The organism is Streptomyces sp. NPDC006733 (assembly GCF_040636125.1).
GTDB lineage: Bacteria > Actinomycetota > Actinomycetes > Streptomycetales > Streptomycetaceae > Actinacidiphila.
The window spans coordinates 1-25,250 of record NZ_JBEYJD010000076.1; the positions used below are offsets into that span (position 1 = coordinate 1).

General features: G+C 72.5%; 27 protein-coding genes. 21 read left to right on the forward strand and 6 right to left on the reverse strand.

What is annotated here, in order from left to right:
• Together ABZ721_RS38205 and ABZ721_RS38210 are read right to left on the reverse strand one after the other, a co-directional pair.
• On the reverse strand, nucleotides 1-1,555 hold a 1,555-nt coding region (locus tag ABZ721_RS38205), incomplete at its 3' end, for an FAD-dependent monooxygenase (RefSeq protein WP_358793430.1).
• A complete protein-coding gene (locus ABZ721_RS38210) occupies nucleotides 1,548-2,594 on the reverse strand; it encodes a methyltransferase (RefSeq protein WP_358793431.1) in 1,047 nt (348 codons plus the stop codon). The genes ABZ721_RS38210 and ABZ721_RS38205, both read right to left, overlap by 8 nt.
• Before the next feature lie 199 nt (nucleotides 2,595-2,793).
• Here ABZ721_RS38210 and ABZ721_RS38215 point away from each other — a divergent pair, with 199 nt between their 5' ends.
• The 13 genes from ABZ721_RS38215 (at nucleotide 2,794) to ABZ721_RS38275 (ending at nucleotide 11,010) form a co-directional block, all read left to right on the forward strand.
• Entirely contained in the window at nucleotides 2,794-3,051 is a 258-nt protein-coding gene (locus tag ABZ721_RS38215) for an acyl carrier protein (RefSeq protein WP_250979196.1), read from the forward strand.
• A 107-nt stretch (nucleotides 3,052-3,158) separates the two neighbouring features.
• Nucleotides 3,159-3,539 (forward strand): SchA/CurD-like domain-containing protein, encoded by a 381-nt coding sequence (locus tag ABZ721_RS38220; protein ID WP_358793432.1) that lies wholly within the window; start codon nucleotides 3,159-3,161, stop codon nucleotides 3,537-3,539.
• A gap of 209 nt (nucleotides 3,540-3,748) precedes the next feature.
• Entirely contained in the window at nucleotides 3,749-4,084 is a 336-nt protein-coding gene (locus ABZ721_RS38225) for a TcmI family type II polyketide cyclase (RefSeq protein WP_358793433.1), read from the forward strand.
• Nucleotides 4,081-4,506 carry a cupin domain-containing protein gene (locus tag ABZ721_RS38230; protein WP_269279879.1) on the forward strand — a complete coding sequence of 142 codons (426 nt, stop codon included), beginning with the start codon at nucleotides 4,081-4,083 and terminating at the stop codon, nucleotides 4,504-4,506. Before ABZ721_RS38225 ends, ABZ721_RS38230 begins: the two co-directional genes overlap by 4 nt.
• Nucleotides 4,503-5,780, forward strand: a complete 1,278-nt coding sequence (locus ABZ721_RS38235) for a beta-ketoacyl-[acyl-carrier-protein] synthase family protein (protein ID WP_358793434.1) — start codon at nucleotides 4,503-4,505, stop codon at nucleotides 5,778-5,780. Before ABZ721_RS38230 ends, ABZ721_RS38235 begins: the two co-directional genes overlap by 4 nt.
• A gap of 2 nt (nucleotides 5,781-5,782) precedes the next feature.
• The gene (locus ABZ721_RS38240) at nucleotides 5,783-7,018 is read left to right on the forward strand and encodes a ketosynthase chain-length factor (RefSeq protein WP_358793435.1); all 1,236 of its coding nucleotides are present in this window, start codon (nucleotides 5,783-5,785) and stop codon (nucleotides 7,016-7,018) included.
• A gap of 40 nt (nucleotides 7,019-7,058) precedes the next feature.
• Nucleotides 7,059-7,514, forward strand: a complete 456-nt coding sequence (locus ABZ721_RS38245) for an SRPBCC family protein (protein WP_358793436.1) — start codon at nucleotides 7,059-7,061, stop codon at nucleotides 7,512-7,514.
• 27 nt (nucleotides 7,515-7,541) lie between these two features.
• Nucleotides 7,542-8,003: a DUF1772 domain-containing protein gene (locus tag ABZ721_RS38250; RefSeq protein ID WP_358793437.1), complete on the forward strand. Its 462-nt coding sequence runs from the start codon at nucleotides 7,542-7,544 to the stop codon at nucleotides 8,001-8,003.
• An 11-nt stretch (nucleotides 8,004-8,014) separates the two neighbouring features.
• Complete coding sequence (locus ABZ721_RS38255; RefSeq protein ID WP_358793438.1) at nucleotides 8,015-8,767, forward strand: SDR family oxidoreductase; 753 nt, start codon at nucleotides 8,015-8,017, stop codon at nucleotides 8,765-8,767.
• The gene (locus ABZ721_RS38260) at nucleotides 8,767-9,090 is read left to right on the forward strand and encodes an antibiotic biosynthesis monooxygenase family protein (RefSeq protein WP_358793439.1); all 324 of its coding nucleotides are present in this window, start codon (nucleotides 8,767-8,769) and stop codon (nucleotides 9,088-9,090) included. Before ABZ721_RS38255 ends, ABZ721_RS38260 begins: the two co-directional genes overlap by 1 nt.
• The gene (locus ABZ721_RS38265; RefSeq protein WP_358793440.1) at nucleotides 9,080-9,391 is read left to right on the forward strand and encodes an antibiotic biosynthesis monooxygenase; all 312 of its coding nucleotides are present in this window, start codon (nucleotides 9,080-9,082) and stop codon (nucleotides 9,389-9,391) included. Before ABZ721_RS38260 ends, ABZ721_RS38265 begins: the two co-directional genes overlap by 11 nt.
• A gap of 22 nt (nucleotides 9,392-9,413) precedes the next feature.
• Nucleotides 9,414-10,151, forward strand: a complete 738-nt coding sequence (locus ABZ721_RS38270; RefSeq protein WP_358793441.1) for an SDR family oxidoreductase — start codon at nucleotides 9,414-9,416, stop codon at nucleotides 10,149-10,151.
• 1 nt (nucleotide 10,152) lies between these two features.
• Nucleotides 10,153-11,010 (forward strand): LLM class flavin-dependent oxidoreductase, encoded by an 858-nt coding sequence (locus ABZ721_RS38275; protein WP_358793442.1) that lies wholly within the window; start codon nucleotides 10,153-10,155, stop codon nucleotides 11,008-11,010.
• Between the two features lie 160 nt (nucleotides 11,011-11,170).
• Here the strand turns inward: ABZ721_RS38275 and ABZ721_RS38280 are convergent, their stop codons facing one another.
• Nucleotides 11,171-12,808, reverse strand: coding sequence for an FAD-dependent monooxygenase (locus ABZ721_RS38280; protein WP_358793443.1), 1,638 nt, complete (start codon nucleotides 12,806-12,808; stop codon nucleotides 11,171-11,173).
• Nucleotides 12,809-13,019: 211 nt separating this feature from the next.
• Here ABZ721_RS38280 and ABZ721_RS38285 point away from each other — a divergent pair, with 211 nt between their 5' ends.
• Complete coding sequence (locus ABZ721_RS38285; protein ID WP_358793444.1) at nucleotides 13,020-14,042, forward strand: methyltransferase; 1,023 nt, start codon at nucleotides 13,020-13,022, stop codon at nucleotides 14,040-14,042.
• A 92-nt stretch (nucleotides 14,043-14,134) separates the two neighbouring features.
• Here the strand turns inward: ABZ721_RS38285 and ABZ721_RS38290 are convergent, their stop codons facing one another.
• The gene (locus tag ABZ721_RS38290; protein WP_358793445.1) at nucleotides 14,135-16,252 is read right to left on the reverse strand and encodes an MMPL family transporter; all 2,118 of its coding nucleotides are present in this window, start codon (nucleotides 16,250-16,252) and stop codon (nucleotides 14,135-14,137) included.
• Nucleotides 16,253-16,385: 133 nt separating this feature from the next.
• Here ABZ721_RS38290 and ABZ721_RS38295 point away from each other — a divergent pair, with 133 nt between their 5' ends.
• Nucleotides 16,386-17,915 (forward strand): right-handed parallel beta-helix repeat-containing protein, encoded by a 1,530-nt coding sequence (locus tag ABZ721_RS38295; RefSeq protein ID WP_358793446.1) that lies wholly within the window; start codon nucleotides 16,386-16,388, stop codon nucleotides 17,913-17,915.
• A gap of 15 nt (nucleotides 17,916-17,930) precedes the next feature.
• Here the strand turns inward: ABZ721_RS38295 and ABZ721_RS38300 are convergent, their stop codons facing one another.
• Complete coding sequence (locus ABZ721_RS38300) at nucleotides 17,931-18,410, reverse strand: hypothetical protein (protein WP_358793447.1); 480 nt, start codon at nucleotides 18,408-18,410, stop codon at nucleotides 17,931-17,933.
• A gap of 116 nt (nucleotides 18,411-18,526) precedes the next feature.
• Here ABZ721_RS38300 and ABZ721_RS38305 point away from each other — a divergent pair, with 116 nt between their 5' ends.
• Genes ABZ721_RS38305 through ABZ721_RS38325 form a run of 5 tightly spaced genes read left to right on the forward strand, consistent with a single transcriptional unit; the run spans nucleotide 18,527 to nucleotide 23,018 of the window.
• The gene (locus ABZ721_RS38305) at nucleotides 18,527-18,907 is read left to right on the forward strand and encodes a cupin domain-containing protein (RefSeq protein ID WP_358793448.1); all 381 of its coding nucleotides are present in this window, start codon (nucleotides 18,527-18,529) and stop codon (nucleotides 18,905-18,907) included.
• Nucleotides 18,897-20,237 carry a class I tRNA ligase family protein gene (locus tag ABZ721_RS38310; RefSeq protein ID WP_358793449.1) on the forward strand — a complete coding sequence of 447 codons (1,341 nt, stop codon included), beginning with the start codon at nucleotides 18,897-18,899 and terminating at the stop codon, nucleotides 20,235-20,237. The genes ABZ721_RS38305 and ABZ721_RS38310 overlap by 11 nt, the downstream gene beginning before the upstream one ends.
• Nucleotides 20,234-21,304, forward strand: coding sequence for an FAD-dependent oxidoreductase (locus ABZ721_RS38315; protein WP_358793450.1), 1,071 nt, complete (start codon nucleotides 20,234-20,236; stop codon nucleotides 21,302-21,304). Before ABZ721_RS38310 ends, ABZ721_RS38315 begins: the two co-directional genes overlap by 4 nt.
• A complete protein-coding gene (locus tag ABZ721_RS38320; protein ID WP_358793451.1) occupies nucleotides 21,301-22,686 on the forward strand; it encodes an FAD-binding oxidoreductase in 1,386 nt (461 codons plus the stop codon). Before ABZ721_RS38315 ends, ABZ721_RS38320 begins: the two co-directional genes overlap by 4 nt.
• A complete protein-coding gene (locus ABZ721_RS38325) occupies nucleotides 22,683-23,018 on the forward strand; it encodes a hypothetical protein (RefSeq protein ID WP_358793452.1) in 336 nt (111 codons plus the stop codon). Before ABZ721_RS38320 ends, ABZ721_RS38325 begins: the two co-directional genes overlap by 4 nt.
• A gap of 9 nt (nucleotides 23,019-23,027) precedes the next feature.
• On the opposite strand, the gene glnT is transcribed toward ABZ721_RS38325, so the two are convergent.
• Complete coding sequence (gene glnT / locus ABZ721_RS38330) at nucleotides 23,028-24,386, reverse strand: type III glutamate--ammonia ligase (RefSeq protein WP_358793453.1); 1,359 nt, start codon at nucleotides 24,384-24,386, stop codon at nucleotides 23,028-23,030.
• 144 nt (nucleotides 24,387-24,530) lie between these two features.
• Between glnT and ABZ721_RS38335 the strand changes: the two genes are divergently transcribed.
• The gene (locus tag ABZ721_RS38335) at nucleotides 24,531-25,214 is read left to right on the forward strand and encodes an SDR family NAD(P)-dependent oxidoreductase (RefSeq protein ID WP_358793454.1); all 684 of its coding nucleotides are present in this window, start codon (nucleotides 24,531-24,533) and stop codon (nucleotides 25,212-25,214) included.
• Nucleotides 25,215-25,250 lie beyond the last annotated feature (36 nt).

A 25,250-nucleotide genomic window follows, 5' to 3' on the forward strand; every position in this document is an offset into this window, starting at 1 on the left:
GATTTGGGTTTTGGGGGGGGGCGGGGGGGGGGGGGGGGGGGGGGGGGGGGTGCGGCTGGGGGGGGGGGCAGCATCGGGGTCCCTCGGCGGTCAGGGTGGGGTCGGTCAGGTCGCCGTCCGGTCCCACCCGGTAGGCGACCAGGTCGACGCCGAGCCGGCCGGCGGTCTGGGCCGCGGTGGCGGCCAGGCTGTCGGCCTCGCCCGTGGTGAACAGGACGAAACCGCGGCCGAAGAGGTCCACGACGGACATCTCCGGGCCGTCCTTGGCCTGGACGGGCACGTGCGGCGCCCGGGCCCCGGGCTGCGCGGACGGGTGGTCCGGGTCCTCCAGCAGCGGGCCCGCCGGTTCGGCGAACTGCGGGGAGAAGGCGCCCGAGCGGTAGCGGTAGCCGAACGTCATGGTCGTCTCGTCGACGAGCTCGTCCGAGACGTCCTCCAGCCGCTTGCCCTCGCGGACGGCGAAGCGCAGCCCCGCCTGCCGGGCGGTCTCCAGCGCCACCGGGCGGCGTTCGGTGCCGTACGTGTCCAGCAGGCCGGGGCCCGCGGCCCGGGCCAGCACCAGGGACAGCTTCCAGGACAGGTTGTACACGTCCTGGATGCCGGTGCTCGCCCCGAACGCGCCGGTCGGCGGGATGACGTGCGCGGCGTCGCCGGCGATGAAGACCCGGCCCGCGCGGAACTGCTCGGCGATCCGCATGGAGATCTCCCACGGCAGCATCCTGCCGTCCTCGATCTCCGCCGGCAGGTCGTCGATGCCGACCGCGCTGCGCAGCAGCTCCAGGCAGCGCCGCTCGGTGAAGTCCTCCGGCCCCTCGCCCTGCTCGGGGTAGAAGGAGACGTTGAACACCCAGCGCTTCTCGTTGTCGATGGGGATCAGCGTGCCGCGCACCACCGGGTTGTTGACGTACGCGGCGATGACCTTGCGGCCGGCCAGGGCCTGACTCAGGTCGGCGTGGAAGAAGAAGCTCACCAGGTTGGTGATGGTGCCGCGGCCCCGGTCGGGCACCCGCAGCATCCGCCGCACCGGGCTGCGGCTGCCGTCGGCGGCGATCACGTAGTTGGCGTGGATGGTGCTGGTGACGCCGGTCGACCGGTCGTGCACCGTGGCGAGCACCCCGTCGAGGTCCTCCTCCAGGGACACCAGCTGGGTGCCGAAGCGCACCTCGGCGCCGGTCGCCACCGCCTGCTTGCGCAGCAGCGGCTCCAGCTGGTTCTGGTCGATCATCGCCCACCGGGCCGGGGTGATCCGGCTGAGGTCCTCGGGCGCCGCGCTGGGCATCCGGACCCGCTCGGGCCCCGCGAGGGTCTCCACGTGCACCAGCACGTCGTTCCCGGCGATCGGCGACTCCTCGGCGCGGATGGCGTCCTCCATGCCCACCGCGCGGAAGATCTCCATGGTGCGGGGGTTGATGGCCCGCGCCTTGGGGTGGCCGGAGGTGTCCGGGTGCCGCTCCACCAGCAGGGAGCGCACCCCGAAGTGGGTCAGGAAGACACTCGCCGAAAGTCCGGTCAGGCCACCGCCGATGACGAGCACCGGCACGTTCTCGTCAGCCACTGCGATCTCCCTTCCGTCCGATCACCAGGGTGTGGGTGCTGAGCAGCGGCTGTGCCGAGGCTTCGGCGAAGCCGGCCTCGCGCAGCCACCGGACGCAGTCGCCGACCCGGTACTCCTGGCCGTTCTGGCTCACCAGCTTCATGTGCAGACTGCTCAGCAGCCGGTCGGAGTCCCGCCGGTCGTCATCGATCATGCGGTCGTAGATGAGCACCTGGCCGCCGGCGGGCAGGCTGTCGTGGATGCGCCGCAGCAGCGTCAGGCTGTGCTCGCTGTCGAAGCCGTGCAGGATGTGGCCGAGGACGACGACATCGGTGCCCGGCAGCGGGTCGGCGAAGAAGTCGCCGCCCTGGAACGCCACCCGGTCGGTGAGTCCGAGCCGGCCCATGTGCTCCTCGAAGAGCGGCTGGGTGCGCGGCAGGTCGAAGCAGACCCCCGTCAGGTGCCGGTGGGTGCGGGCCAGCACCGACGACAGGTTGCCGCGCGAGCCGCCGAGGTCGGTGAAGGTGGAGATCGGGCCCCAGTCGATGACCGCGGCCAGCTCGGTGCCCATGCGGTCGCTGAAGGCGTCCAGGCCCTTGAGGAACCGCTTCATCTTCTCCGGGTTCTCGTGGCGGTCGCCGAAGAAACCGCCCTTGTCCGGGTCGAGGGTCTGCGGCTCGCCGCTGATCAGCGCGTCGGGCAGCCGCCCCCAGGTGTCGTAGAGGGTCTCGTTGGTCAGCTCGATGAACCCGCCCAGGTAACTCTCGGTCTCCTCCACCAGATAGGCCGTGGACAGGGCGGAGTTGCGGTACGCCCCGTCCTCCCGCTCCAGCAGGCCCAGGCCGACCAGAGCGTCGAGGAAGTCCGCGGCGAACCGGGGGTGCAGACCGGTGCGCTCCCGGATCTCGGACTCCGTGGCGGGGCCGGACGCCAGGGCGGTGAAAACCCCCACGCGCACCGCGCCCTGCAGCACCTTGGCCCCGCAGTCCGCGATGGAGAGCCGGATCAGCGGCCCGGGGCTTACTTCCGCGGTGGCGGGCAGGTCTCCGGTCGTCGTCACATGATCCTCCTTGGAGTGACCGGACATTGGATCGCCCGACCATCGCCGGGCCGCGTCGAACCCGGCTAGAAGGCCGGTCGCGCAGCGCTCGGCCCCGTCGGCCCCGTCCCACTCCGGCTCAAGTCCTTCTGGAGGAGCGGTGGGCACGCTGCCGTCCGGGTCCTTCAGCGGGCTCACGACAGTGAGGAGAGGAAACCGGATGAGTGACTTCACTCTGCAGGAGCTGACCGCCAAGCTGCGCGAATGCGCGGGCGAGCCCGACGGTGTCGACCTCGACGGCGACGTCCAGGACACCCCTTTCATGGAACTCGGCTACGACTCGCTCGCGCTGCTCCAGGTGACCGGCGTGATCAAGCGGGAACGCAGTATCGACCTCTCGGACGACGCGGTCGTCGAGGCGGAGACACCGCGGATCCTCTTGAAGATGATCAACACCAGCCCGGCGCAGAGCCGCTGACCACCACCGGGCGGGCACGGTCGCCGCGACGCGACTGATCGGTACAGCGCAACCGGCCGGCTGGGGCGACCGGCCGCTATCGAGATCGAATCTGTGGGAGGAATCGCATGCCGTACGCAGCGATCGTCTACCGGGTCAAGCCCGGGCACGAGGACGAGATCGCCAAGATCTTCGAGAACTTCAACCGGGTGGACACCGCCGACCTGCGGACCGACGACGGTACGGAGGCCGGCCGCATCCTCGGCACCGGGCTGTTCATCAAGGACGACGTCATGGTCCGCTGCATCCACTACGAGGGCGACCTGGCGGCGGTGGGCAAGCACATGGCCACCCAGCCCGGTGTGCACGCGGCGGAGAGCCGGCTGGCCCCGTACCTGCTGGAGGAGCGCGACACCTCCTCGCCGCAGGCGTTCGGCGAGTACTTCCGCAAGGCGTCCATGCGCAGCATCCTGCAGCTCAGCGTGGACACCCTGGAGCCCAAGTCGTGACCGTGCTCTGACGGCCGACGGATTCTCCCGCAGGCGCTCCGCGCGTCCCGCCCGTTGCGGCGGGACGCGCGGAGCGCTGTCGCGTTTCGGGCCGTTCGCCGGGCGTTCGCCCGCAGGTCCAAGTGCAGCCCGATTCGAGCAGGTCTTTAGAGCGTGCTGTGACGGTTCCGGCTGTTGGTCCGAGCAACTCGTACTGAAGGAGGTCGACGGTGCACCGGACTTTGATCGTGGCGAAGATGCGGCCGGGGAAGGCCGATGACATCGCGAAGATCTTCGCGGAGTCGGACGCGTCGGATCTGCCGCACATGATTGGCGTGTCGCGACGGACCCTCTTCGCCTTCCATGACTTGTACTTCCACCTGGTGGAGGCGGACGAGGACATTACCGACGGCCTCTACAAGGCGCGCAGCCACCCGCTCTACGACGACATCAACCGCAAGCTCGCGGAGTGCGTGTCGCCCTACGACCCGAACTGGAAAGAGCCCAAGGACGCCATGGCGGTGCCCTTCTACGTGTGGACGGCCGAGCAGGGGAGGATCCAATGACCGCGCAGCCTGTGCGGATCTCGGCGGACGAGGTGTCGCCCAACCGCAAGCGCGGAGGCGACATCCGGGTCACGCTCAGCCCCGTGACGGCGGGCTCGACCTCGGGCTTCGGCGGAGTGATGTACCTGGACCCCGCCGAGTTCGTGACCGAGCACTACCACCCGTACTCCGAGGAGTTCATCCACGTCATCGAGGGCGAACTCGAGATGACGCTGGACGGCGAGCCGCTGAAGCTGGGCGCGGGGGACTCCCTGCTGGTGCCCATCGGCGTCCGCCACCGGCTCGTCAACATCGGCGAGGTCACGGCGCACTGCGCCTTCCACCTCTCCCCGCTGGCCCCGCGCCCGGACCTCGGGCACGTGGACACCGAACTGCCGACGAACCCGCAGGCGCCCAACCCGAACGTGGGTGGCGCCCCGTGAGCCGTCGTGCGGTGGTCACCGGGATCGGCGTCCTGGCACCGGGAAGCGTGGGCCGGGAGGGGTTCTGGGACCAGCTCTCCGCCGGTCGCACGGCCACCCGGCGGATCACGCTCTTCGATCCCGCGCCGTTCCGTTCCCAGGTGGCCGCGGAAGTGGACTTCGACCCGGTCGCGGCCGGGCTGACACCCCAGCAGATCCGCCGGATGGACCGGGCCGCGCAGTTCGCGGTGGTCTGTGCGCGCGAGGCGCTCCAGGACAGCGGCGCGGAGCTCTCCGCGCTCCCGCCGGAGCGCGTCGCGGTCTCCATCGGCAGCGCGGTCGGCTGCACGATGGGCCTGGAGGAGGAGTACGTCACCCTCAGCGACGGCGGCAAGCACTGGCTCGTCGACAGCACCTACGGGGTTCCGCATCTGTACGGCTACATGGTGCCCAGCACCCTGGCCGTGGAGGTCGCCCACGCGGTCGGCGCCGAGGGGCCGGTGGCGCTGGTGTCCACCGGCTGCACCTCGGGGCTGGACTCGATCGGGCACGGCGTGCAGCTGATCGAGGAGGGCTCGGCCGACGTCGTGCTGGCCGGGGCCACCGACGCCCCGCTCTCGCCGATCACCGCCGCCTGCTTCGACGCGATCCGCGCGACCACGTCGAACAACGCCGACCCGGAGCACGCCTCCCGGCCGTTCGACCGGGACCGCGACGGCTTCGTGCTGGCGGAGGGCTCCGCGGTCCTCGTCCTGGAGGAGAAGTCGGCCGCCGAGGCGCGCGGCGCGAAGATCTACGGTGAGTTCGTCGGCTTCGCCGGCCGCAGCAACGCCTTCCACATGACCGGACTCAAGGCCGAGGGCCGCGAGATGGCCGAGGCCATCCGGGTCGCCCTGGACCAGGCGAAGCTCGACCCCACCGCCGTCGGCTACATCAACGCGCACGGGTCCGGCACCAAGCAGAACGACCGCCACGAGACGGCCGCGTTCAAGCGGAGCCTCGGCGATCACGCCTACCACGTGCCCGTCAGCTCCATCAAGTCCATGGTCGGGCACTCGCTGGGAGCGATCGGCTCCATCGAGGTCGCGGCCTGCGCGCTGGCGCTGGACCGGCAGGTCGTCCCGCCCACCGCCAACCTGAAGAACCCCGACGCCGAGTGCGACCTGGACTACGTGCCGGTCACCGCCCGGGACCACGCCATGGACGTGGTGCTCAGCGTGGGCAGCGGATTCGGCGGCTTCCAGAGCGCGATGGTGCTGGCCAGGCCCGGCGCCGTCCCGTACGAGAGGAGCTGACGGTGAGCAGCGCGACGCAAGCCGCCCCGGTGATCACGGGACTCGGCGTCACCGCGCCGACCGGACTGACCGTGGACGAGCACTGGGAAGCGGTCCTGGCCGGGAAACCGGCGATCGGGCGGATCACCCGCTTCGACCCCAGCAGCTACCCCGTCCAGCTGGCCGGCGAGGTGGCGGACTTCGACACCAAGGAGCAGGTCCCCAGCCGGCTCATCACCCAGACCGACCGGTGGACCCACCTGGGGCTGGCCGCCGCCGCGGAGGCGCTGGCCGACGCGAAGGTCGTGCCGGCCGAACTGCCCGAGTACGAGATGGCCGTGGTCACCGCGGCCTCCTCCGGGGGCACCGAGTTCGGCCAGCACGAGATGGAGAACCTGTACCAGCACGACCCGTCCTGGGTCGGCGCCTACCAGTCGATCGCCTGGTTCTACGCGGCGACCACCGGCCAGGTCTCCATCCGGCACGGCATGCGCGGCCCGTGCGGGGTGCTCTGCTGCGAGCAGGCCGGCGGCCTGGACGCGGTCGGGCAGAGCCGGCGGCTGCTGCGCGGCACCTCCCGGCTGGTGGTCACCGGCGGTACGGACGCCTCGCTGTGCCCGTACGGCCTGACCGCCCAGCTCAGCACCGGGAACCTGTCGACCGTCGCCGACGCCGGCCGGGCCTACCTGCCGTTCGACGCCGCCGCCAGCGGCTACGTGCCCGGCGAGGGCGGCGCGATGCTGATCCTGGAGCGGGCCGAGGACGCGGCGGCCCGCGGCGCGGGCGGCGGCTACGCCCAGGTGCTCGGCTACGCGGCGGGCTTCGACCCGGCGCCCGGCTCGGAGCGCCCGCCGGCGCTGCGCCGCACGCTGGAGGCGGCCCTCGCGGACGCCGGGGTGACCCCCGACGGCGTGGACGTGGTCTTCGCGGACGCGTCCGGCGTACCGGAGCAGGACGCGGCCGAGGCCGCCGCGCTGCGGGCGGTGTTCGGACCCCGCGGGGTGCCGGTCACCGCGCCCAAGACGCTGACCGGGCGGCTGTACGGCGGCGGCGCGGCGCTGGACGTGGCGACCGCCGCGCTGGCCCTGCGCGACCAGGTCATCCCGCACACCGTCGGACCGGACGCACCGGTCCCCGGGTACGGCCTGGACCTGGTCCTCGGCGAGCCCCGGGCCGCCGCACTGCGCACCGCACTGGTCCTCGCCCGGGGACACGGCGGGTTCAACGCGGCCCTGGTACTGGGACGTTCCGCCTCCTGACGGCGGAACGGGACGAAGGCGAGAGACAAGGGAGAGTGGGATGGCCGGGCACACGGACAACGAGATAGTGATCAACGCGCCGATCGACACGGTCTGGGACATCACCAACGACGTCCCGAACTGGCCCGATCTGTTCAGCGAGTACGCCAAGGCGGAGATCCTGGAGAACTCCGGGGAGACCGTGAAGTTCCGGCTGACGATGCACCCGGACGACGACGGCCAGGTGTGGAGCTGGGTCTCGGAGCGCACCCCGGACCCGGCCACCCGCACGGTGCGGGCGCACCGGGTGGAGACCGGCCCGTTCGAGTTCATGGACATCTTCTGGGAGTACACCGAGACGCCCGAGGGCGTGCGGATGCGCTGGGTGCAGGACTTCCACATGAAGCCGCAGGCCCCCGTCGACGATGCCGGCATGACCGCGCACCTGAACCGGAACACGGCCATCCAGATGGCGCTCATCAAGGAAAAGGTCGAGGCCGCCTCCCTCGGGAAGTAGCCGCGCACGCACCTGCGGAGGTCACCGGTGACCGCTCTGCTCATCCCTCTCGTGCTGCTGATGAACGGGCTGGCGGCCGGGTGCATGCTCGGCACGCTGCTCGGCGGCTGGCCGCTGCTCGCGGGACTGCCCGACGAGGGCTACGTCAGGACGCACGCGTTCTTCTCCGGCCGCTACGACCCGTACATGCCCATCTGCACCCTGGGCACCCTGCTGGGCGACGCCGTGCTCGCCGCCACCGTCGGTGACGGCTGGGCACGGACCTGTTTCACCGCCGCGGCACTGCTCGCGCTGTGCACCGTGGTCATCTCGTTCGCCAAGAACGTCCCCGTCAACCGGTGGATCCGCACCGTCGACCCGGACAACCTGCCCGCCGGCTTCGACGCGACCCAGCGCCGCGGCCAGTGGGGCCGGTGGAACACGCGGCGCAGCGTGATCACCATGCTCGCCCTGCTGTCCAACTGCGCGGCGCTGGCCACGCTTCTTTGAGGAGGATATCGATGGATCTCGGTTTACGAGGGAAGAAAGCGCTGGTCACCGGTGGTACCCGGGGGGTCGGGCGCGGCATCGTGCTCGAGCTGGCCCGGGCCGGGGTCGATGTCATCACCTGCTACCTCCAGGAGGGCGAGCGCGTCTCGACCCTGGAGCGCGAGCTCAAGGAGATCGGCGGCGACCACCATGTGCTGCGCGCCGACGTCGGCGACCCCACTCAGGTCACGGAGCTGCTGGAGCAGGTCCGCACCCTGTACGGCCACCTCGACCTGGTGGTCAACAACGCCGGCACCATCAGCCACATCCCGTACGCGAAGCTGCCGTTCGAGGAGTGGCAGCGCATCGTCACCACCAACCTCACCTCCACCCACCTGGTGACCCAGGGCGCGCTGCCGCTGCTGGGCGCCGGCTCGTCCATCGTGAGCATCGGCTCCAAGGGCGCCGAGGCGGGCATACCGCTGCGGGCGCACTACACGGCGACGAAGTCGGCCCTGATCGGGCTCACGCGCTCGCTCGCCAAGGAGCTCGGCTCGCAGGGCATCCGCATCAACGTCGTCTCCCTCGGGGTCATCGAGACCGAGGCGCTGCACGCCCTGCCGCAGGAGGCGCGGGACCAGCTGGTCGAGCGGTACAGCAACAAGACCGCGCTGGGCCGGCTCGGCCTGCCCGACGAGGTCGCCGGCGCCATCCTCTGGCTCGCCAGCGACCTGTCGCGGTACGTCACCGGCGCCACGATCTCGGTCGACGGGGGGATCTCCTGATGGCCGGCGGGACGTTCCGGGTGATGCTGGAGATGACGATCAAGCCGGGCCTGGCGGCCGAGTTCGAGCAGGAGTGGCGCAGCGGCACCGACGCGGTGACCGGCCACCCCGCCAACATCGGCCAGTGGCTGGCCCGCAGCACCGCCGACGAGGACACGTACTACATCGTCAGCGACTGGACCGACGAGAAGGGCTTCCGCGCCTTCGAGGACGGCAAGGCCCACGTCGCCCACCGCGAGCGGCTGCACGCCTACCGGGCGTCCGCCACGTTCGACACGATGCGGGTGGTGGAGCACATCGAAGGTGCCGCCCATGCCCGGTGAAGTGCTGGTGATGATCCATCACCAGGTGCGCGACGAGGCCGAGCGGGCCGGGCTGCGGGAGGCGTACCACCTGGTCAGCAAGCGGCTGGCCGACGTGCCGGGCATGCTCGGCAACGAACTGCTGCAGTCCGCCGTCGACCCGACCGCCGTGGTCGTGGTGAGCCGGTGGGCGGACCTGGCGGCCTTCCGCGTCTGGGAGGAGGGGGCCGGGCACCGCGGCGACACCGCGCCGCTGCGGCCCTACCGCGACACCCGGCTCGCCGTCCCCTTCGGCATCTACGAGGTCGACGCCGCGTACTGAGGACCCACAGAAGGAGGAGGAGATGGAGCAGGGACTGGCCGGCAAACGTGTCCTGATCACCGGCGGGACCCGGGGGATCGGCCGCGCCTCGGCGCTGGCCCTCGCCCGCGCCGGAGCGCGCGTCGCGGTGGTCTCACGGGGCGCGGGGGAGGACGCCGAAACGCTCACCCGGGAGCTGAAGGAGCTCGGCGACGGCCATCTGCTGCTCCAGGCCGACGTCACCGACGGACCCGAGGTCCGCCGGCTCGCCGAACAGGTGCGGGAGGCGTTCGGCACGCTGGACGTGCTGGTGAACAACGTGGGCGTGGACGGCCAGGTCTGGTTCGGCGAGCTGCCGGAGACCGAGTGGCACCGGGTCCTCGACCACAACGTCACCTCGGCCTACCTGGTGACCCAGGCCGTGCTCGACCTGCTCGCGGACGGCGCCTCGGTGATCAACATCGGGTCGTCCGTCGCGCTGCGCGGCCGGGTGCGCGGGGTGCACTACACCGCGTCCAAGGCCGCGCTGATCGGGCTGACCCGGGCGCTGTGCAAGGAGCTCGGCCCGCGGTCCATCCGCGTCAACACCATCGCCCCCGGCCTCACCGAGACCGAACCGGGCGCCGGGCTGCCGCCGGAGGCCGTGGAGCGCATCGTCGGGATGACGGCGCTGGGCCGGATCTGCCAGCCGGACGACGTCGCCGGCGCGGTGCTCTTCCTGGCGGGCGACACCTCGCGGTACGTCTCGGGCGCCACGCTCAACGTGGACGGCGGTGTGTGACGTGGACATCGGACTGGGTCTGCCCACCACCGTGCCCGACAAGTCGGGGACCGAACTGCCCGCCTGGGCGCGCGAGGCCGAGCAGGCCGGCTTCGCCGGCCTCGGCGTGCTGGACCGGCTGGTGTACGACAACTTCGAGCCGCTGGTCTCGCTGGCCGCGGCCGCCGCGGTCACCAGCCGGATCAAGCTCGCCAGCACCATCCTCATCGCCGGGTACCGCGGCGGGGCGGCGCTGCTCGCCAAGCAGGCGGCGACCGTCGACGCGATCTCCGGCGGCCGGCTGACCCTCGGGGTCGCCGCCGGCGGCCGGGAGGACGACTACCACGCCACCGGCGCGGACTACCCCGGACGCGGACCGCGGCTCGACGCCCTCCTGGAGGAGCTGCGCGCCACCTGGGACGGTGCGGGCCCGGTGCCCGGCATCGGCCCGCGGCCGGGCCGCCCGGACGGGATCCCGCTGCTGGTCGGCGGCCACTCGCGAGCCGCGATGCGCCGTGCGGCGAAGTACGGCACCGGCTGGATCGCCGGTGGCAGCTCCGCCACGGACTACGGCGAGCTGGTGCGCCGCGCGAAGGAGGAGTGGACCGCGGCGGGCCGCACCGACCGGCCGCGGATGGTCTCGCTGGTGTACGCCTGCCTCGGCCCGGACGCCGGACCGACGGCGGGCCGCTACCTGCGCGACTACTACTCCTTCGTGACCGTGAAGGCGGAACGGGCCTCCACCGGGGTGCTGGTGGACCCGGCGCAGATCCGCGAGGCCGTGGGCGCCTACGAGCGGGCCGGCTGCGACGAGCTGATCCTGCTGCCGTGCACCGCGGACCTCAAGCAGGTCGGCCTGCTGGCGGAGGCGGCTCTCTGAGGCGCGCCGCCGTTCCACCCCCGCGCGAAAGGCCGCGGCCCGGACCTGGAGTCCGGGCCGCGGCCTTGTGCTGTCCGTGGTGCGCGGCCCCGCCGTGCGCGCGGTGGGAATGCCGGGGGCGGCCCGTCGCGTCAGGTGCGACGGGCCGCCCCCGGCGGTCTCAGTGCGCGGCAGGTGCGGCGACCGGTTCCAGGCCCGCCGCGCGGGCGAGGACCTCGCCGAGCACGCCGTCGGGGTCCTGGGCCGAGCCGTCCGAGCGCCAGGTGACGAACGCGTCCGGCCGTACCAGTACGGCGCCGCCGGGCTCGATCCCGTAGACGCTGTGGAAGTCGCGGTCGTCGCGGTCACAGGGCCGCAACTCGGCTTCCGCGCCGACCACATGGGCCTTCAGGGGCACTCCCAGCGCCTCCGCGGCGCGGGTGGCCGCCGTGGCCCAGGCGGCCCCGGCGGGGTCGGTGAGCAGCACGTAGGAGTCCCAGAACAGGTCGATGGTGGAGAGGGTGGCACCGTCCCGCTCCAGCCACAGGTGCGGTGCCCGGGTGCCGGGCTCGCCGGTGAGTTCCAGGTGCGGGGTGAGGACGGGTCCCGGCTTCTCACTGCTGATCGCCGTGGACACGTACCGGTAGCCGAGGGTGATGATGATGTCGTCCACCATCGTCGCCCGGTCCTCGTCCGAGGCGTAGCCGTGCCGGATGCGGTTGCGGACCATCGCCTGCTCGGCCATGGCCGAGCCGACCGCGTGCCGCTCGTCGTGGTAGGTGTCGAGGAGGCTGTCCCCGGCCCAGCCCTTGATGACCGCCGCCAGCTTCCACGACAGGTTGTGCGCGTCGTGGATGCCGGTGTTGGCGCCGAAGCCGCCGGCCGGCGGGTGCAGGTGCGCGGCGTCCCCGGCGAGGAAGACCCGCCCGGTGCGGAAACGCTCGGCGACCAGCTGGGCGCCCTGCCACGGGACCTTCGCGACGATCTCCACGTCCATCGCGGGCCGCCCGGAGGCCGCCCGGACGATCTCGACGCAGCGCTCGTCGGTGAAGTCCTCGGGCTTCTCGCCCTGGTCGGGGTGGTAGATCGGGGCGGCCAGGAACGGGTTGCAGCCGTGCAGCCGGGACAGCCCCATCAGGGTCCCGCCCACGTTGGCGTAGCACAGGATGAACGGGCGGTCCTTGAGCATGGCCTCCAGTTCCGGGGCGGTGAAGTAGATGCTCAGGGCGTCGAAGACGGTGCCCCGGCCGCTGCGTTCCACGCCGAGCTGCTGGCGTACCGCGCTGTTGGCGCCGTCCCCGCCGACCAGGTAGCCGGCCCGGATGGTGAAGCGCCTGCCGGTGTCGAGTTCCTCGGCGACGGCGGTGACGCCCTCGTCGTCCTGGGTGAACTCCACCAGCCGGGTACCGAAGCGGATGTCGGAGCCGAACTCCCGCGCCTTGTCGACGAGGACCTTCTCGTAGCGGTCCTGGCCGCAGCCCATCACCCGCTCGGGGCTGACGGTGGGGCCGTCCAGCGAGGGCGACTCCAGGACGACGGCCTTGTCGATCTCGGCGAAGGTGTCGACCTGGATGATCCCGCCCTCGAAGAACGGGTGCGAGTCACCCATCTCCAGGGCCCGGATCTCCTCGCGGATCCCGGCGGCGCGGAACAGCTCCAGGGTCCTGGCCTGCAGGCCGGGAGCGCGTGGCAGGGTCGAGGTGGCCGACCGCTTCTCGAGCAGCATCGTGCTGATCCCGTGGCGGCCGCTGAAAAGGGCGGTGGACAGGCCGACCGGCCCGGCTCCCACGATGAGAACAGGGATGTTCACGTCATACATGTGTATCCCCTCAGGAACACTGCCATGCGGACTGTCCGCGGCACAGGGTCAGGGGTACTGACCTGGGCTCGAGGATGCCTGGCATCCGGGTCGGGCCCGCCCCGCCGCCTGCGGTTCGAGGCCCTTTCGAGGTCAGCTCCATGCGGGACTGCGAAGTTCACGCGATGGCACCGGCGCCTGGGAGCCAGGCGTCCAGGAAGGAGTCCGCCCGATGACGACCAATCCCCCGGACGTCAGCACGGCCGCCGGGATCCTCCGGCTCGGCAACGCGTTCTGCGATGCCAAGGCCCTGCTCACCGCCGTGGAACTCGATCTGTTCACGCAGCTGCAGCAGGCACCGGGCGGCAAGGCGACCGCCGACGAGGTGAAGGAACTGCTGTCCCTGCACGGCCGGGGACTGAGTGACTTCCTCGACCTGCTCGTGGCCCTTCAGGTGCTGGAGCGCGCCGAGGGCGGCGCGTACCGCAACTCCTCCGGCACCGCCCGGCACCTGGTCCGCGGAGGGGACGCCTACATCGGCGGCTTCCTGCTGCGGTCCAGCCGCAACCTGTACCCGGCCTGGGGCCGGCTCGAAGAAGCCCTGCGGACCGGCAAGCAGCAGTCCGGCAGCGACTTCGAGCAGGTCACGCAGAACCCGGCGATCCTGCGCCAGTTCGTCGGCAGCATGGACGCCTTCACCAACGTCCTCGGCGCCGAACTGGTCAAGGCCTTCGACTGGTCCGGCTTCTCCTCGGTCCTGGACGTCGGCGGCGCGCGCGGCAACCTCTGCTCGCAGATCGTCCGCGCCCAGCCGCACCTGGCCGGGCACGTCTTCGACCTGCCGGCGATGGCGCCGCTCGCCGCGGAGCTCGCCACCGAACTGGGCCTGACCGGCAAGGTCGAGTTCCACGGCGGCAGCTTCTTCGACGACCCGCTGCCGCAGGCCGAAGTGGTGGTCCTGGGCCACGTCCTGCACGACTGGGACCCCAGCCAGCGCAGCTACCTGGTCCACAAGGCCTACGACGCGGTGCTGCCCGGTGGTGCGCTGCTGGTCTACGACCGGATGCTCGACGACGAGCCGGAGCACGCCGAGAACCTGGTGATCAGCCTCGACATGCTGCTGGTGACCGACGGCGGCTCCGAGTACCCGGCCGCCGAGGTGACCGGCTACGCCGAGCACGCCGGCTTCACCGGCATCGAGGTCTCCCCGCTGAGCGACTACGACACCCTGATCGTCGCCCGCAAGCCCGCCTGACAGCGCGGGTCGCCCGCAACGAAGTGAGCCCCCGGGTCCTGGATCAGGACCCGGGGGCTCACCGCTGTGCGCGGAGGGATCGCGCGGGCGGCTCAGCCCGCGGGCTGCGGCTCCCGCTCGGGCTCGGCCCGCCCGGCACGGGTCGCCGGGGCCGGGGTGCCGAAGACGGCCTTCGACGGCCACCACGCGCGGTCGCCGAGTTCCAGCGTCAGGGCCGGCACCAGCAGCGACCGTACGACGATGGTGTCCAGCAGCACACCGAACGCGACGATGAAGGCCTGCTCGGCCATGGCCACCATCGGCACGACCGCCAGGGCCGCGAACGTCGCCGCCAGCACCACGCCGGCCGAGGTGATGACCCCGCCGGTGCGCCGGAGCGCGAAGAGCGTCCCCTCGCGCGTGCCGTGCAGCAGGGCCTCCTCCCTGACCCGGTGCATCAGGAAGATGTTGTAGTCCACGCCGAACGCCACCAGGAAGACGAAGCCCATCAGCGGTACCGAGGGATCCGCGTTGGCGAAGTGGAAGACGTGGTTGAACACCAGGGCCGCCACCCCCATGCTGGCCGCGTACGACAGCACCACGGTGGCGATCAGCAGCAGCGGGGCGATGAGCGACCGCAGCAGCAGGGCGAGGACGATCAGGATCGCGATCAGCACCAGCGGGACGACGACCTTGAAGTCGCGGACCCCGCCGACCCGGGTGTCGATCGAGGTGGCGGTGAAGCCGCCGACCTTGGAGTCGGAGCCGGGCACCGCGTGGACCACGTCCCGCAGGTGCTTGACCGCGTCGACGGCGGCCGGCGCGTCGGGGGTGGTGGCCAGCACGGCGTCGAGCTCCGTGTAGCCGCCGACCTCCTTGGGCAGCCGGGTCACCGAGGTGATGCCGGGGACACCGCGGGCCGCGGCGGCCACCTGCTCGGCCGTGGCGGCCTTGGTGATGATGGTGACCGGGACGCCCGAGCCGCCCGGGAAGTGGGCGTTGAGCACCCGCTGGCCGTGCACCGAGTCGGGCTTCTTGGTGAAGTTCTCCGACACCGAGAGCCCGTCGGCCCGGAACTGCGTGGTGAAGGCCGCGGCCAGCACCAGCAGCAGGCCCGCGGTGATCCAGATGCGGCGCGGCCGGCGGCCGACCAGGCCGGCGACCCTGCCCCACACCCCTTCGCCGGTGCGCTCGGCGGTGCCGAAGGCGGGGCGGAAGGGCCAGAACGCGCCGCGGCCCAGCAGCGCGAGCGCCGCCGGCACGAAGGTGAGCGCGGCCAGCAGGGAGGCGGCGATGCCGACCGCGGCCACCGGACCCATGCTGCGGTTGCTGTTGAGGTTGCTGAACAGCAGGCACAAGGTGCCCAGGATGACGGTGCCGCCGGAGGCGAGCACCGGCTTGAGCACCGCCCGCCAGGCGGTGGCCAGCGCGTCGTACTTGCTCTCGGTCCTGCGCAGCTCCTCCTGGTAGCGGCTGACGAGCAGCAGCGAGTAGTCCGTCGTCGCGCCGACGACGAGCACCGAGAGCACGCCCTGGCTCTGGCCGGTCAGCGTGAGGCCGCCGTGCCGGGTCAGCCCGTAGACCACGGCGGCGGCCACCCCCGACGCGAAGGCGATGCCCAGCAGGACCAGGACGGGCAGCGTGGGACTGCGGTAGACGAGCACCAGGACCAGGATCACCAGCCCGACGGCGACCACCAGCAGTTGGCCGTCGATGCTGCTGAAGGCGCCGCCGAAGTCGGCGTACATGCCGCCGAGGCCGGTCACGTGGCCGGTCAGTCCGGGATGGCTGTCGGCACTGGCGCGCAGTGCCTTCACCGCGTCCGTGACCGGGTCGATCTGGTTGACCAGCGGGACGGTGAACTGCAGCGACCGTCCGTCCTTGGCCAGTGTGACGGGGCTGACCTGCCCCGTCACACCCTTCAGCTTCGCCGCCGCGGCGGCGTCCGAGGCGACCGCCCGCTGATCGGCGGCGGTGATGCCGGACGCGCGCTCGTAGACGACGACCGCGGGATAGGTCTTGTTGTCGGAGAACTGGGCCTGCTGCTTGTCGGCGTGCACGGACTCGGCCTTGGCGGGCAGGTAGGCGGCGCCGTCGTTGGTGACCACGTCGCCGAGCTTGCCCTCGAACGATCCGGTCGCACCGCTCACCAGTAGCCATCCGAGGACGAGCAGCAGTGGCACCAGCCACCGCAGCCGGCGACCTGACGCCTCTGTGCGTCTACGGGTCATGGTGGGGCACCTCCGTACATCGGCGGCAGTTCGTAACGAACCGGGGCGGCCATGGTCCCGGTAGGGGCTTGAGCGCAGCTCGAGCAACCACCGCAAGGATCCGGCCAGTCAGTGGCTCGAATGGGGGTTGGAAATGACCAGAATCAAGCCGGTGCGGACACTCACCGGCGCCTGTTTCACCGCGGTCCTGCTCTTCGCGATGGCGGCACCCGCGTCCGCGGGCGCCACCGGGACCACGCGATACGTGGACTGCGCGGCCGGCAGCGACAGCGCTGCCGGAAGCAGCACCACCACTGCCTGGCGCAGCCTGTCCAAGGTCAACGCCACGGTGCTGCACCCCGGGGACACCATCCGCTTCAAGGCCGGCACCAGCTGCGGGGGCACGCTCACCCCGCGCGGCTCGGGAACGGCACAACATCCGATCACGGTCAACACCTACGGATCAGGTTCGGCCGCCCGGATCGATGGCCAGGGCGCCACTTCGGCCGTCTTCCTGCACAACGTCGAGGGGTACGTCCTGCGCCACCTCGACGTCACGAACACCGGTCCCGCGCCCGCGGCGACCCAGCAGCGCGTCGGGGTGTACGTGCTGCTGGACGACTACGGGACGGGCCGGCACTACACGCTCGACAACCTGACCGTGCACGACGTCAACGGCTGCGACTGCCGCGACAACGACACCAGCGGCGGCATCGTGTTCTCCGCGGGCGGCGCCGCGGTACCGACCGGCTTCGACGACATCCGCGTGACGGGCAACCGGGTCACCCACGTGGACCGGGCGGGCATCGGCATCGCCTCGCACTGGCAGCGCCGGGCGACCAACCCGACGGGTCCGGGCACGCAGTTCGTGCCGAACACCCGCGTCCTCATCGAGGGGAACCGCGTCAGTGACACCGGCGGCGACGGCATCATGGTCGTCAACGGTGTGGACACCCTCGTGCAGCGCAACACCGTCGCGGGGTACAACACCCGCTCGACCGACTACAACGTCGGTGCCTACGCGTGGAACTCCGACCGGGCGGTGTTCCAGTTCAACGAGGTCTCCGGAGGCGTCAGCCCCGGCATGGCCTTCGACCTGGAAGGCGGCAGCACGGACACGCTCTACCAGTACAACTACAGCCACGACAACGGCGCGGGCTTCCTGTTCATCTGCCCGTCGGGCGTCAGCGCGAGCGGCGGCGTGGTCCGCTACAACATCAGCCAGAACGACCGCGGGGACGGGTTCTTCGGCGTCATCACCAGCCCCTGCGGGGACGAGCCCGGCACGAAGATCTACAACAACACCGTCTACGCGCCGACCGCCGCGAACCTGATCCAGGTCTACGGCGCCTCGACGATGCAGCTGACCGACAACATCTTCGTCGGCAGCCCCGCCGGATCGGTGATCAGCGACGCGTCCAGCACCTACAGCCACAACCTGTACCACAACGTGGCCGTGGGATCGCCGCTGGGCGCCGACCCGCTGACGGGTGATCCGCTGCTGACCGCACCGGGCACCGCGCACTCGCGCACCGACACCGCCGGCTACCGGCTGCGCACCGGCTCGCCGGCGCTGCACACCGGCGCACCGGTCGCGGACAACGGCGGCCGGGACTACTTCGGCAACCCCGTCCCGTCCGGATCCCCGAACGTCGGGGCGTACCAGGGCTGCGCCGTCGGGTAGCGGCGGCCGGTCCGGTCAGTGGGGTCCGGAGACGGCCGAGGCCAGATAGGCCGGGAAGTCCGGCCGCTCCGGGGCCACCACATGGCGCACCCAGGCGTCCCGTTCGTGCGCCATCGCGGCCATCTCCCAGATGCACGCGGTGGCGTACGCGGGCGCCTCGACGGGCGCGGCCAGCGCGTCCCAGTCGGCGAGCCAGGTGCGGGTGTGCAGGATCAGCCGGTTGCGGCTCCACCAGCCCACCACCACGTAGCAGGCGTCCTCGTCCTCGTGCACGACGCTGAACGCGTGCGACGGGAGGTCGGGGTACGGGTCCGGCAGCGACAGCCGCACACCGCGCCGCGCGAACTCCAGGACGTCCGGCGCCGGCACGTCGCGGAACGACGAGACGGTGTAGCGCTTGACGGTCCAGCCGTGCTCCGACTCCGGGGCCAGGGTGCTCAGGGCGCGCGGCCGGTACTCGACCGGGCGCTCGCCGACCTGCGTCTGAGGGGTCATGGCGGTAGATGGTGACACGCCGCGCGACGGCCGCCAACCTCCCCTTGAGGGCCCTTCGAGCCCCGCGCGTGACGATGGCGCCGAGAGATCCATGCCCGCGCGTAGGGAGAACTCCTGTGCAGAAGTTCAGCATCGACGACTCGGCCCTCACGAGCGAGTACGGCATCCACATCGGACGCTGGGAGCAGTACGCGGCCGCGGCCGGGCTGCCCTTCAGCGCCATGTGGTGCCAGGTTCCCGCCAACTCGCGCAGCGTGCTGGACCACCACCCCGAGGTCGAACTCGCCGTGGTCGTCGGCGGCGACGCCGTCTTCACGGTGAACGGCGAGGACACCGCGGCCCCCGCGGGCAGCGCGATCCTGCTCACGCCGGGCGACCGCCATGTGATCACGGCGGGCGACGAGCCGGTGCGGATCCTCAGCATCTACTGGCTGCCGGACGGCCCCGCCGCCACCGGGACGGAGCCCGAGCAGGCGGCGGCGGCCGATGCCCGCTGACCGCGAACCCGGCACCACCGTCGTCCTGTCGCCGCCGCCCACCCCGAACGGCCCGCTGCACCTGGGCCACCTCGCCGGGCCGTACCTGGCCGCCGACCTCGCGGTGCGCGCCGCCCGCCGCCGCGGTGAGCGGGTGCTCGCGCTGTGCGGCCTCGACGACCACCAGAACTACGTCCTGGCCAAGGCCCGCCAGGAGGACACCGGCGTCCGCGAGCTGCGCGACCGCTACGCCGCGCTGATCCGCGAGGTGTTCGACCGCGTCGGCGTCGGCCACGACGGCTTCACCGAGCCGCTGGACGACCCGGAGTACCGCTCGGCGGTCGCCGGGTTCCTCGGCGAGCTGGTGGAGGCCGGCACGCTGCCGGTGGAGGAGTGGCGGACCCCGGTCTGCGCGAACTGCCCCGGCATCGCCCACCACGCCTACGTCAGCGGGCGCTGCGCGCACTGCGACGGCCCGTCCGGCGGCGGCACCTGCGAGGGGTGCGGCAGCTACACGCCCGCCGACGCGCTGGTCGAACCCAGCTGCACCCGCTGCGGCGAGCCCGCGACCGAGACGCGGACGGTGACCGGACCCGTCCTGCGCCTGGAGGAGTACCGGGAGGTGCTGCGGGACGTCTGGTACCGGGCCGCCCTGCCGCCCCGGGCCCGGGAACTCGTCGCGCGGCTGCTCGACGGGCCGCTGCCGACCGTGCCGTTCAGCTACCCCACCGACTGGGGCATCGAGGCGGACGGCTTCCCCGGCCAGCGCGTCGACGTGTGGGCCGAGATGGGCCTGGGCTATCTGCACACCATCGGCCGGCAACTGCAGCCGGCCGCCACCGGACTCGCCGAGCACGTCAAGGCGTGGGACGGCGTCGACTCCGTGTGGACCTTCCTCGGGCTGGACAACGCGTTCTACTACCTCGCCCTGTTCCCCGCGCTGTTCACCGCCGCCGGGGTACCGCAGCGCGTGCACGGCGGGCTCGTCGTCAACGAGTTCTACCGGCTCGACGGGGCGAAGTTCTCCACCAGCCGCGGCCACGCCGTCTGGGCCCACGAGCTGCTGCGGCAGGAGGACCCCCGGGCGGTGCGCGCGTTCCTCAGCTGGGACCGGCCCGCGCCGCACGCCACGAACTTCACCTGGGCGCGGTACCGCGCCGCCACGGCCGGCTGGGACCTGGGCGCGGGCGGCGGCCCCGACCCCGCCGAGCTCGCCCGCGCCGAACAGGCCCTGACCCTGCGGACGTTCGACAGCGCGCTCGCCGCCCGCTGCCTGCTCGGCGGCTCCGGCGGCCCGCCGGGCAGCCTGCTGGACGTCCTGACGGGCGGCGGATCGGCGGCCGGGACATGAGGGTCTGCGTGGTCGGCGGCGGACTCGCCGGCATGCTGCTCGCCTGGCGGCTGGTGCGCCACCCCGGCGTACGCGTCACCCTGGTCACCGGAGCGCCCGGCACCCGGGACTCCACCGCGGTCTCCGGCGGCCTCGTGCGCGGCTTCGAGGCCGACCCGCAGGCCGCCGAACTGGCCGCGCGCAGCCTGCAGGAACTGCGCGCCAGCGCGCTGCTGCGCGAATGGTCGCAGTACCAGGAGACCGGCTCGCTGTACCTGCTGCACGCCGCTCCGCCGCTGCGCCGGCTGATCGACGTGGACCGCAGCCTGCCCGGTTCCGTGCTGATCCTCGACCGCCGCGAACTGGTCGCCCGGTACGGCTTCGGCGGGCTGCCCGAGCAGACGGCGGCGGTGCTGGAACGGCACGCCGGGTACATCTCGCCGGACGCGCTGCGGCACGGCGCGCGCGCCGACTTCGCCGCCCGCGGCGGGGTGCTGGACAGCACCGACCTGCGGGCGCTCGACCGGCCGGAGGGCGGCGAGCTCGGCTACCGCACCGGCGCCGGGCGCGGCACGGCCGACCTGGTGGTGCTCGCCGCCGGCGGCTGGACCGGCCGGCTGCTGACCCGGCTGGGCCTGCCCGCCCCGCAGCTGCGCACCAAGGTCATCCAGTGCGCCCTGTACGCCACGGCGGGCGACCACCCGCCGCCCTTCGTCGACGAGACCAGCGGACTGTACGGGCGCCCGGCGGGCCCCGGCCGGATGCTGCTGGGACTGCCCACCGACCGCTGGGACACCGACCCCGGCCAGCGGGTCTTCCTCGACCGCGAGGAGCGCGCCGTGCGGGAGGCCGCCGCGCTGCGGCTGCCCGGCCTGGCGCTCAACCCGCCGCACCACTTCACCGCCATGTCCGAGGCCTACGCCCCCGAGGGCCGGCTCGCCCTGCGCGCGGCGCTGCCCTACCCGAGCGGCCTGTTCACGTTCACCGGAGGCAGCGGCGGAGCCGCGAAGACCGCGCTCGCCGCCTCGTCCGCGGCGGCGGGCGAACTGCTGGCACCGATCCCGATCACCGAGGGGGAGCGTTCATGACCGACCACGCGCGCAGCGCCCTGGAGGCCGTCTGCCCGGACCGGGTGATCGCCCCCGGCCATCCCGCGTACGACCGGGTGCGGCAGCTGTTCAACGGGATGCACGACCACCGGCCGCGGCTGATCTGCCTGCCGGCCGACACCGCCGAGGTGCAGGGCGCCGTCCGGGCCGCCCGCGACGCCGGCCTGCCGACCACGATCCGCGGCGGCGGCCACAACATCGCCGGCTCCGGCTCGCTCGACGACGGACTCGTCATCGACCTGCGGCTGCTGAACCGGACCGCGGTCGACCCCGTCGAGCGCCTCGCCCGCACCGGCGGCGGCTCCACCTGGGCCGACTTCGACCTGGCCACCACCGGGTTCGGGCTGGCCAGCACCGGCGGCACGTTCGACGACACCGGCGTCGGCGGCCTCACCCTCGGCGGCGGCATCGGCCACCTCATGGGCCGCCACGGACTGGCCTGCGACAACGTCGAGTCGTACGTCCTGGTCACCGCCGACGGCGAGCGGCTGCACGTCAGCCCGCACACCGACCCCGAACTGGACTGGGCGCTGCGCGGCGCCGGCCACAACTTCGGGGCCGTCACCGAGTTCACCTTCCGGCTGCACCCCGTCGAGCGGGTCTACGGCGGCTACGTGGCCTACCCGGGCAGCGACCCGGGCGCCGCCGTCCGGCTCTTCCGCGACCTCATGCTGGAAGCGCCCGACGACCTCACCTGCACGATGCTCCTGGAGCGCTACGGCCCCGGCCAGGGGCCCGCGGCCGTGATGAGCGTCTGCTACGCGGGCGACGACGAGGAGTACCGCGCCACCCTCGACAAGACGCTGCGCAGGATCGACGTCCTCGACTGGCGGATCGAGCACCGCAGCTACGTCTCCATGCAGCTGTGCCTGGGGCGGCTGCCGTTCGGGCTGCGCCACTACTGGAGCGCCCGGCTGGTCGACGGCCTGCCCGACGACCTGGTGGACACCGTCGCCGCGCGCTTCCAGGAGGCGCGGATCACCGACCCGTTCAACGACACGGTGCTGCTGGAGCCCATCAACGGCGCGGTGCGCAGGGCCTCCTCCGCCGGGAGCGCCGTCCCGTTCCGCGACGCGGCCTTCAACGTCACCGGCATGGCGATCTGGGACCCCGCGCACCCGGAGGCCGACGCGCAGCAGACCGCGTGGGCCAAATCCGTCGCCGCCGCCGCGGAGCCGCACGGCCGCTGGGGTGACGGCTACATCAACTACGTCGGCGACAGCGTCGCACCCGCCGCCGACCGGGCGCTGCGCACCTTCGGGCCCGAGGCGTACGGCCGGCTCGCGGCCCTCAAGCGCCGGCTGGACCCGGACAACTTCTTCCGCTCCAACTACAACGTCGCCCCCGGCAGCGCCCGGTGAGCTACGACGGACGGGTCTTCCGCTCGCAGGCGGCGGAGACCGCCGCCGGGGACGCGACGCCCACCGGGCACTACCACCAGAGCGGCGACCTGGTGTGGGCGGAGTTCTCCGGCGGCGCGGTGCGCCTGGGCCGGCTGGTCGGTACGGCCGGGCCCGACGGCGTCCTCACCGCGGCCTACAGCCAGGTGCTGGACGACGGCCGGGTGGTGTGCGGCAGCGTGCTGAGCACCCCCGAGCCGCTGCCCGGCGGGCGGGTGCGGCTGCGGGAGGAGTGGACCCGGACGGACGGATCCCGCGGGACCTCGTGGATCGAGGAGGTCCCGCGGGACTGAGCCGCGTCCTCAGCTCTGCAGGTAGCGGCGCAGCTCCCAGTCGGTGACCTCCCGGTGGTAGCGCGCGAACTCCGCCCGCTTCGCGTCGGCGTAGTAGTCCGCGTAGGCCCCGTTCGGCACCTTGCCGAGCCCCTCGCGCAGCACCCCGTCGGCGACCAGCTCGTCCACCGCGTGCAGCAGGGTGGGCGGCAGCGGGCGCAGCCCGGCGGGGGCGGCGGCCTCCAGGTCGCGGGCGACCGGGTCGCCCGGGTCGGCGCCGCGCGCGACCCCGTCGGCGCCCGCCGCGGCGATGCCGGCGATGGCCAGGTACGGGTTGGCCGCGCCGTCCACGCAGCGCACCTCGATCCGCCCGGTGTCCGGGATGCGGACCAGGTGGGTGCGGTTGTTGCCGCCGTAGCTGGCGTAACCGGGCGCCCAACTCGACCGGGACAGGGTATCGGCGCCGGCGCCGAGCCGCTTGTAGGAGTTGACGGTGGGGCAGGTCAGCGCCATCAGACCGGGCGCGTGCTGCAGCAGCCCGGCGATGAAGCCGTAACCCAGCCGCGAGGTGTTCAGCCCGCGCGGGTCGGCGGTGTCGTCGAACAGCGACCGCTCGCCCTCCCACAGCGACACGTGCAGGTGCAGCCCGCTGCCGGTGAGGTCGGTGAACGGCTTCGGCATGAAGGTCGCGATCAGACCCGCCCGGTGGGCGGCCATCTTCGCCAGGTGCCGGAAGACGATTACCCGGTCGGCGGTGCGCAGCGCGTCCGCGTAGCCGAAGTTGTGCTCGAACTGGCCGTTGGCGTCCTCGTGGTCGTTGGAGTAGTTCTCCCAGCCCAGCTGGTCCAGCGACCGGCTGATGGTGGACAGGTGGTCGAAGGCGCGGGTGGCGGCGTTGGCGTCGTAGCAGGGCGAGTCGGCGGTGTCGAGCTCGTCGGCGACGCTGATCGAACCGTCCTCGGCCCGCCGCACCAGGAAGTACTCGGGCTCCGCGCCGACCTTCAGCTGCCGGCCCTGTTCGGCGAGCAGCCGCAGCTGGTTGCGCAGGATGTGCCGGGGGGCGTACGGCCAGGGCTGCCCCTCGACGTACAGATCGCACTGGATGATGCCCAGGCCGTCCTGCAGGGGAGCCCTGACGTACGAGGTGACGTCGGGGATCGCGACGACGTCGGGGTCGGCCGACGACTGGCCCAGACCGTCCGCCGCGTTGCCGGCGAAGCCCAGCCCGTCGGTCAGCAGCTGGTCCAGCGTCCGCACCGGGGCCAGCTTCGCGCAGGGCTTTCCGTACAGGTTGACGAACATGACCAGCAGGAACTCCACGCCGTCCCGGGCGATCGCCCGGGCCAGCTCCTCGGCGTCCCTCGGTGGTGCGGGTGACAACGCCGTCATCGCGGCCTCCAGGGGGTGACAAACGCATAGGTGACTCGACGCTCCACGGTGTCCGTCGCGGCTCGTGCCGGGCTTGAGACCAACCGGTCAGCATCCGCGCCAGGAGAGCCGGCGGCAACCGCGGCCCGATGCCAGGAGGACGCAGTGACCATTGAGCGGACAGCGTTGATCACCGGAGCCAACCGCGGGCTCGGCCGCGCGGTCGCCGCCGAACTGCTCGGCCGGGGCCTGCGGGTGGTGCTCACCGCGCGGGACGGCGACGCGGCCCTCGCGGCGGCCGCCGAACTCGGGGCCGGCGCGTCCGCGCACGCGCTGGACGTGACCGACACCGAGAGCGTCAAGCGGGCCGCGGAGGACATCGGCCCGGTCGACGTGCTGGTCTCCAACGCCGGGGTGCTGCTGGACGTCGGCAGCGACCCGCTGAGCGTCTCCCTCGACCTGGTGCAGCGCACCTTCGCCGTCAACCTGATCGGCAGCTGGCGGGTAGCGCAGGCCTTCGTCCCGGACATGGTGCGGCGCGGCTGGGGCCGGGTGGTCTTCGTCTCCAGCGGCACCGGCTCCTTCAGCCACGGCCTGTTCACCGCGAGCCCCGGCTACTCGGTGTCGAAGACGGCGGTCAACGGGCTCACCCAGATGCTCGCCGCCCAGACCGAGGGCTCCGGGGTGCTGGTCAACTCCGTCAACCCCGGCCCGGTCAGGACCCGCATGATGCCGCAGGCGCAGCGCACCGCCGAGGAGGCCGCCCGGGACATCGCGGACGCGGCCACCCTGCCGGACGGCGGCCCCAGCGGGACCTTCCGCCGCGGGGAGCAGACCTTCCCCTGGTGACCTGCGCCGCGGGACGCCCGGGGGCCGGGCCGGTGC

Bases quoted from the DNA above. Each gene is read 5' to 3' on its own strand.
- ABZ721_RS38215 (WP_250979196.1), top strand. From the start codon at position 2,794: ATGAGTGACTTCACTCTGCAGGAGCTGACCGCCAAGCTGCGCGAATGC.
- ABZ721_RS38220 (WP_358793432.1), top strand. From the start codon at position 3,159: ATGCCGTACGCAGCGATCGTCTACCGGGTCAAGCCCGGGCACGAGGAC.
- ABZ721_RS38230 (WP_269279879.1), top strand. From the start codon at position 4,081: ATGACCGCGCAGCCTGTGCGGATCTCGGCGGACGAGGTGTCGCCCAAC.
- ABZ721_RS38245 (WP_358793436.1), top strand. From the start codon at position 7,059: ATGGCCGGGCACACGGACAACGAGATAGTGATCAACGCGCCGATCGAC.
- ABZ721_RS38255 (WP_358793438.1), top strand. From the start codon at position 8,015: ATGGATCTCGGTTTACGAGGGAAGAAAGCGCTGGTCACCGGTGGTACC.
- ABZ721_RS38260 (WP_358793439.1), top strand. From the start codon at position 8,767: ATGGCCGGCGGGACGTTCCGGGTGATGCTGGAGATGACGATCAAGCCG.
- ABZ721_RS38265 (WP_358793440.1), top strand. From the start codon at position 9,080: ATGCCCGGTGAAGTGCTGGTGATGATCCATCACCAGGTGCGCGACGAG.
- ABZ721_RS38270 (WP_358793441.1), top strand. From the start codon at position 9,414: ATGGAGCAGGGACTGGCCGGCAAACGTGTCCTGATCACCGGCGGGACC.
- ABZ721_RS38280 (WP_358793443.1), bottom strand. From the start codon at position 12,808: ATGTATGACGTGAACATCCCTGTTCTCATCGTGGGAGCCGGGCCGGTC.
- ABZ721_RS38285 (WP_358793444.1), top strand. From the start codon at position 13,020: ATGACGACCAATCCCCCGGACGTCAGCACGGCCGCCGGGATCCTCCGG.
- ABZ721_RS38290 (WP_358793445.1), bottom strand. From the start codon at position 16,252: ATGACCCGTAGACGCACAGAGGCGTCAGGTCGCCGGCTGCGGTGGCTG.
- ABZ721_RS38295 (WP_358793446.1), top strand. From the start codon at position 16,386: ATGACCAGAATCAAGCCGGTGCGGACACTCACCGGCGCCTGTTTCACC.
- ABZ721_RS38300 (WP_358793447.1), bottom strand. From the start codon at position 18,410: ATGACCCCTCAGACGCAGGTCGGCGAGCGCCCGGTCGAGTACCGGCCG.
- ABZ721_RS38310 (WP_358793449.1), top strand. From the start codon at position 18,897: ATGCCCGCTGACCGCGAACCCGGCACCACCGTCGTCCTGTCGCCGCCG.
- ABZ721_RS38315 (WP_358793450.1), top strand. From the start codon at position 20,234: ATGAGGGTCTGCGTGGTCGGCGGCGGACTCGCCGGCATGCTGCTCGCC.
- ABZ721_RS38320 (WP_358793451.1), top strand. From the start codon at position 21,301: ATGACCGACCACGCGCGCAGCGCCCTGGAGGCCGTCTGCCCGGACCGG.
- glnT (WP_358793453.1), bottom strand. From the start codon at position 24,386: ATGACGGCGTTGTCACCCGCACCACCGAGGGACGCCGAGGAGCTGGCC.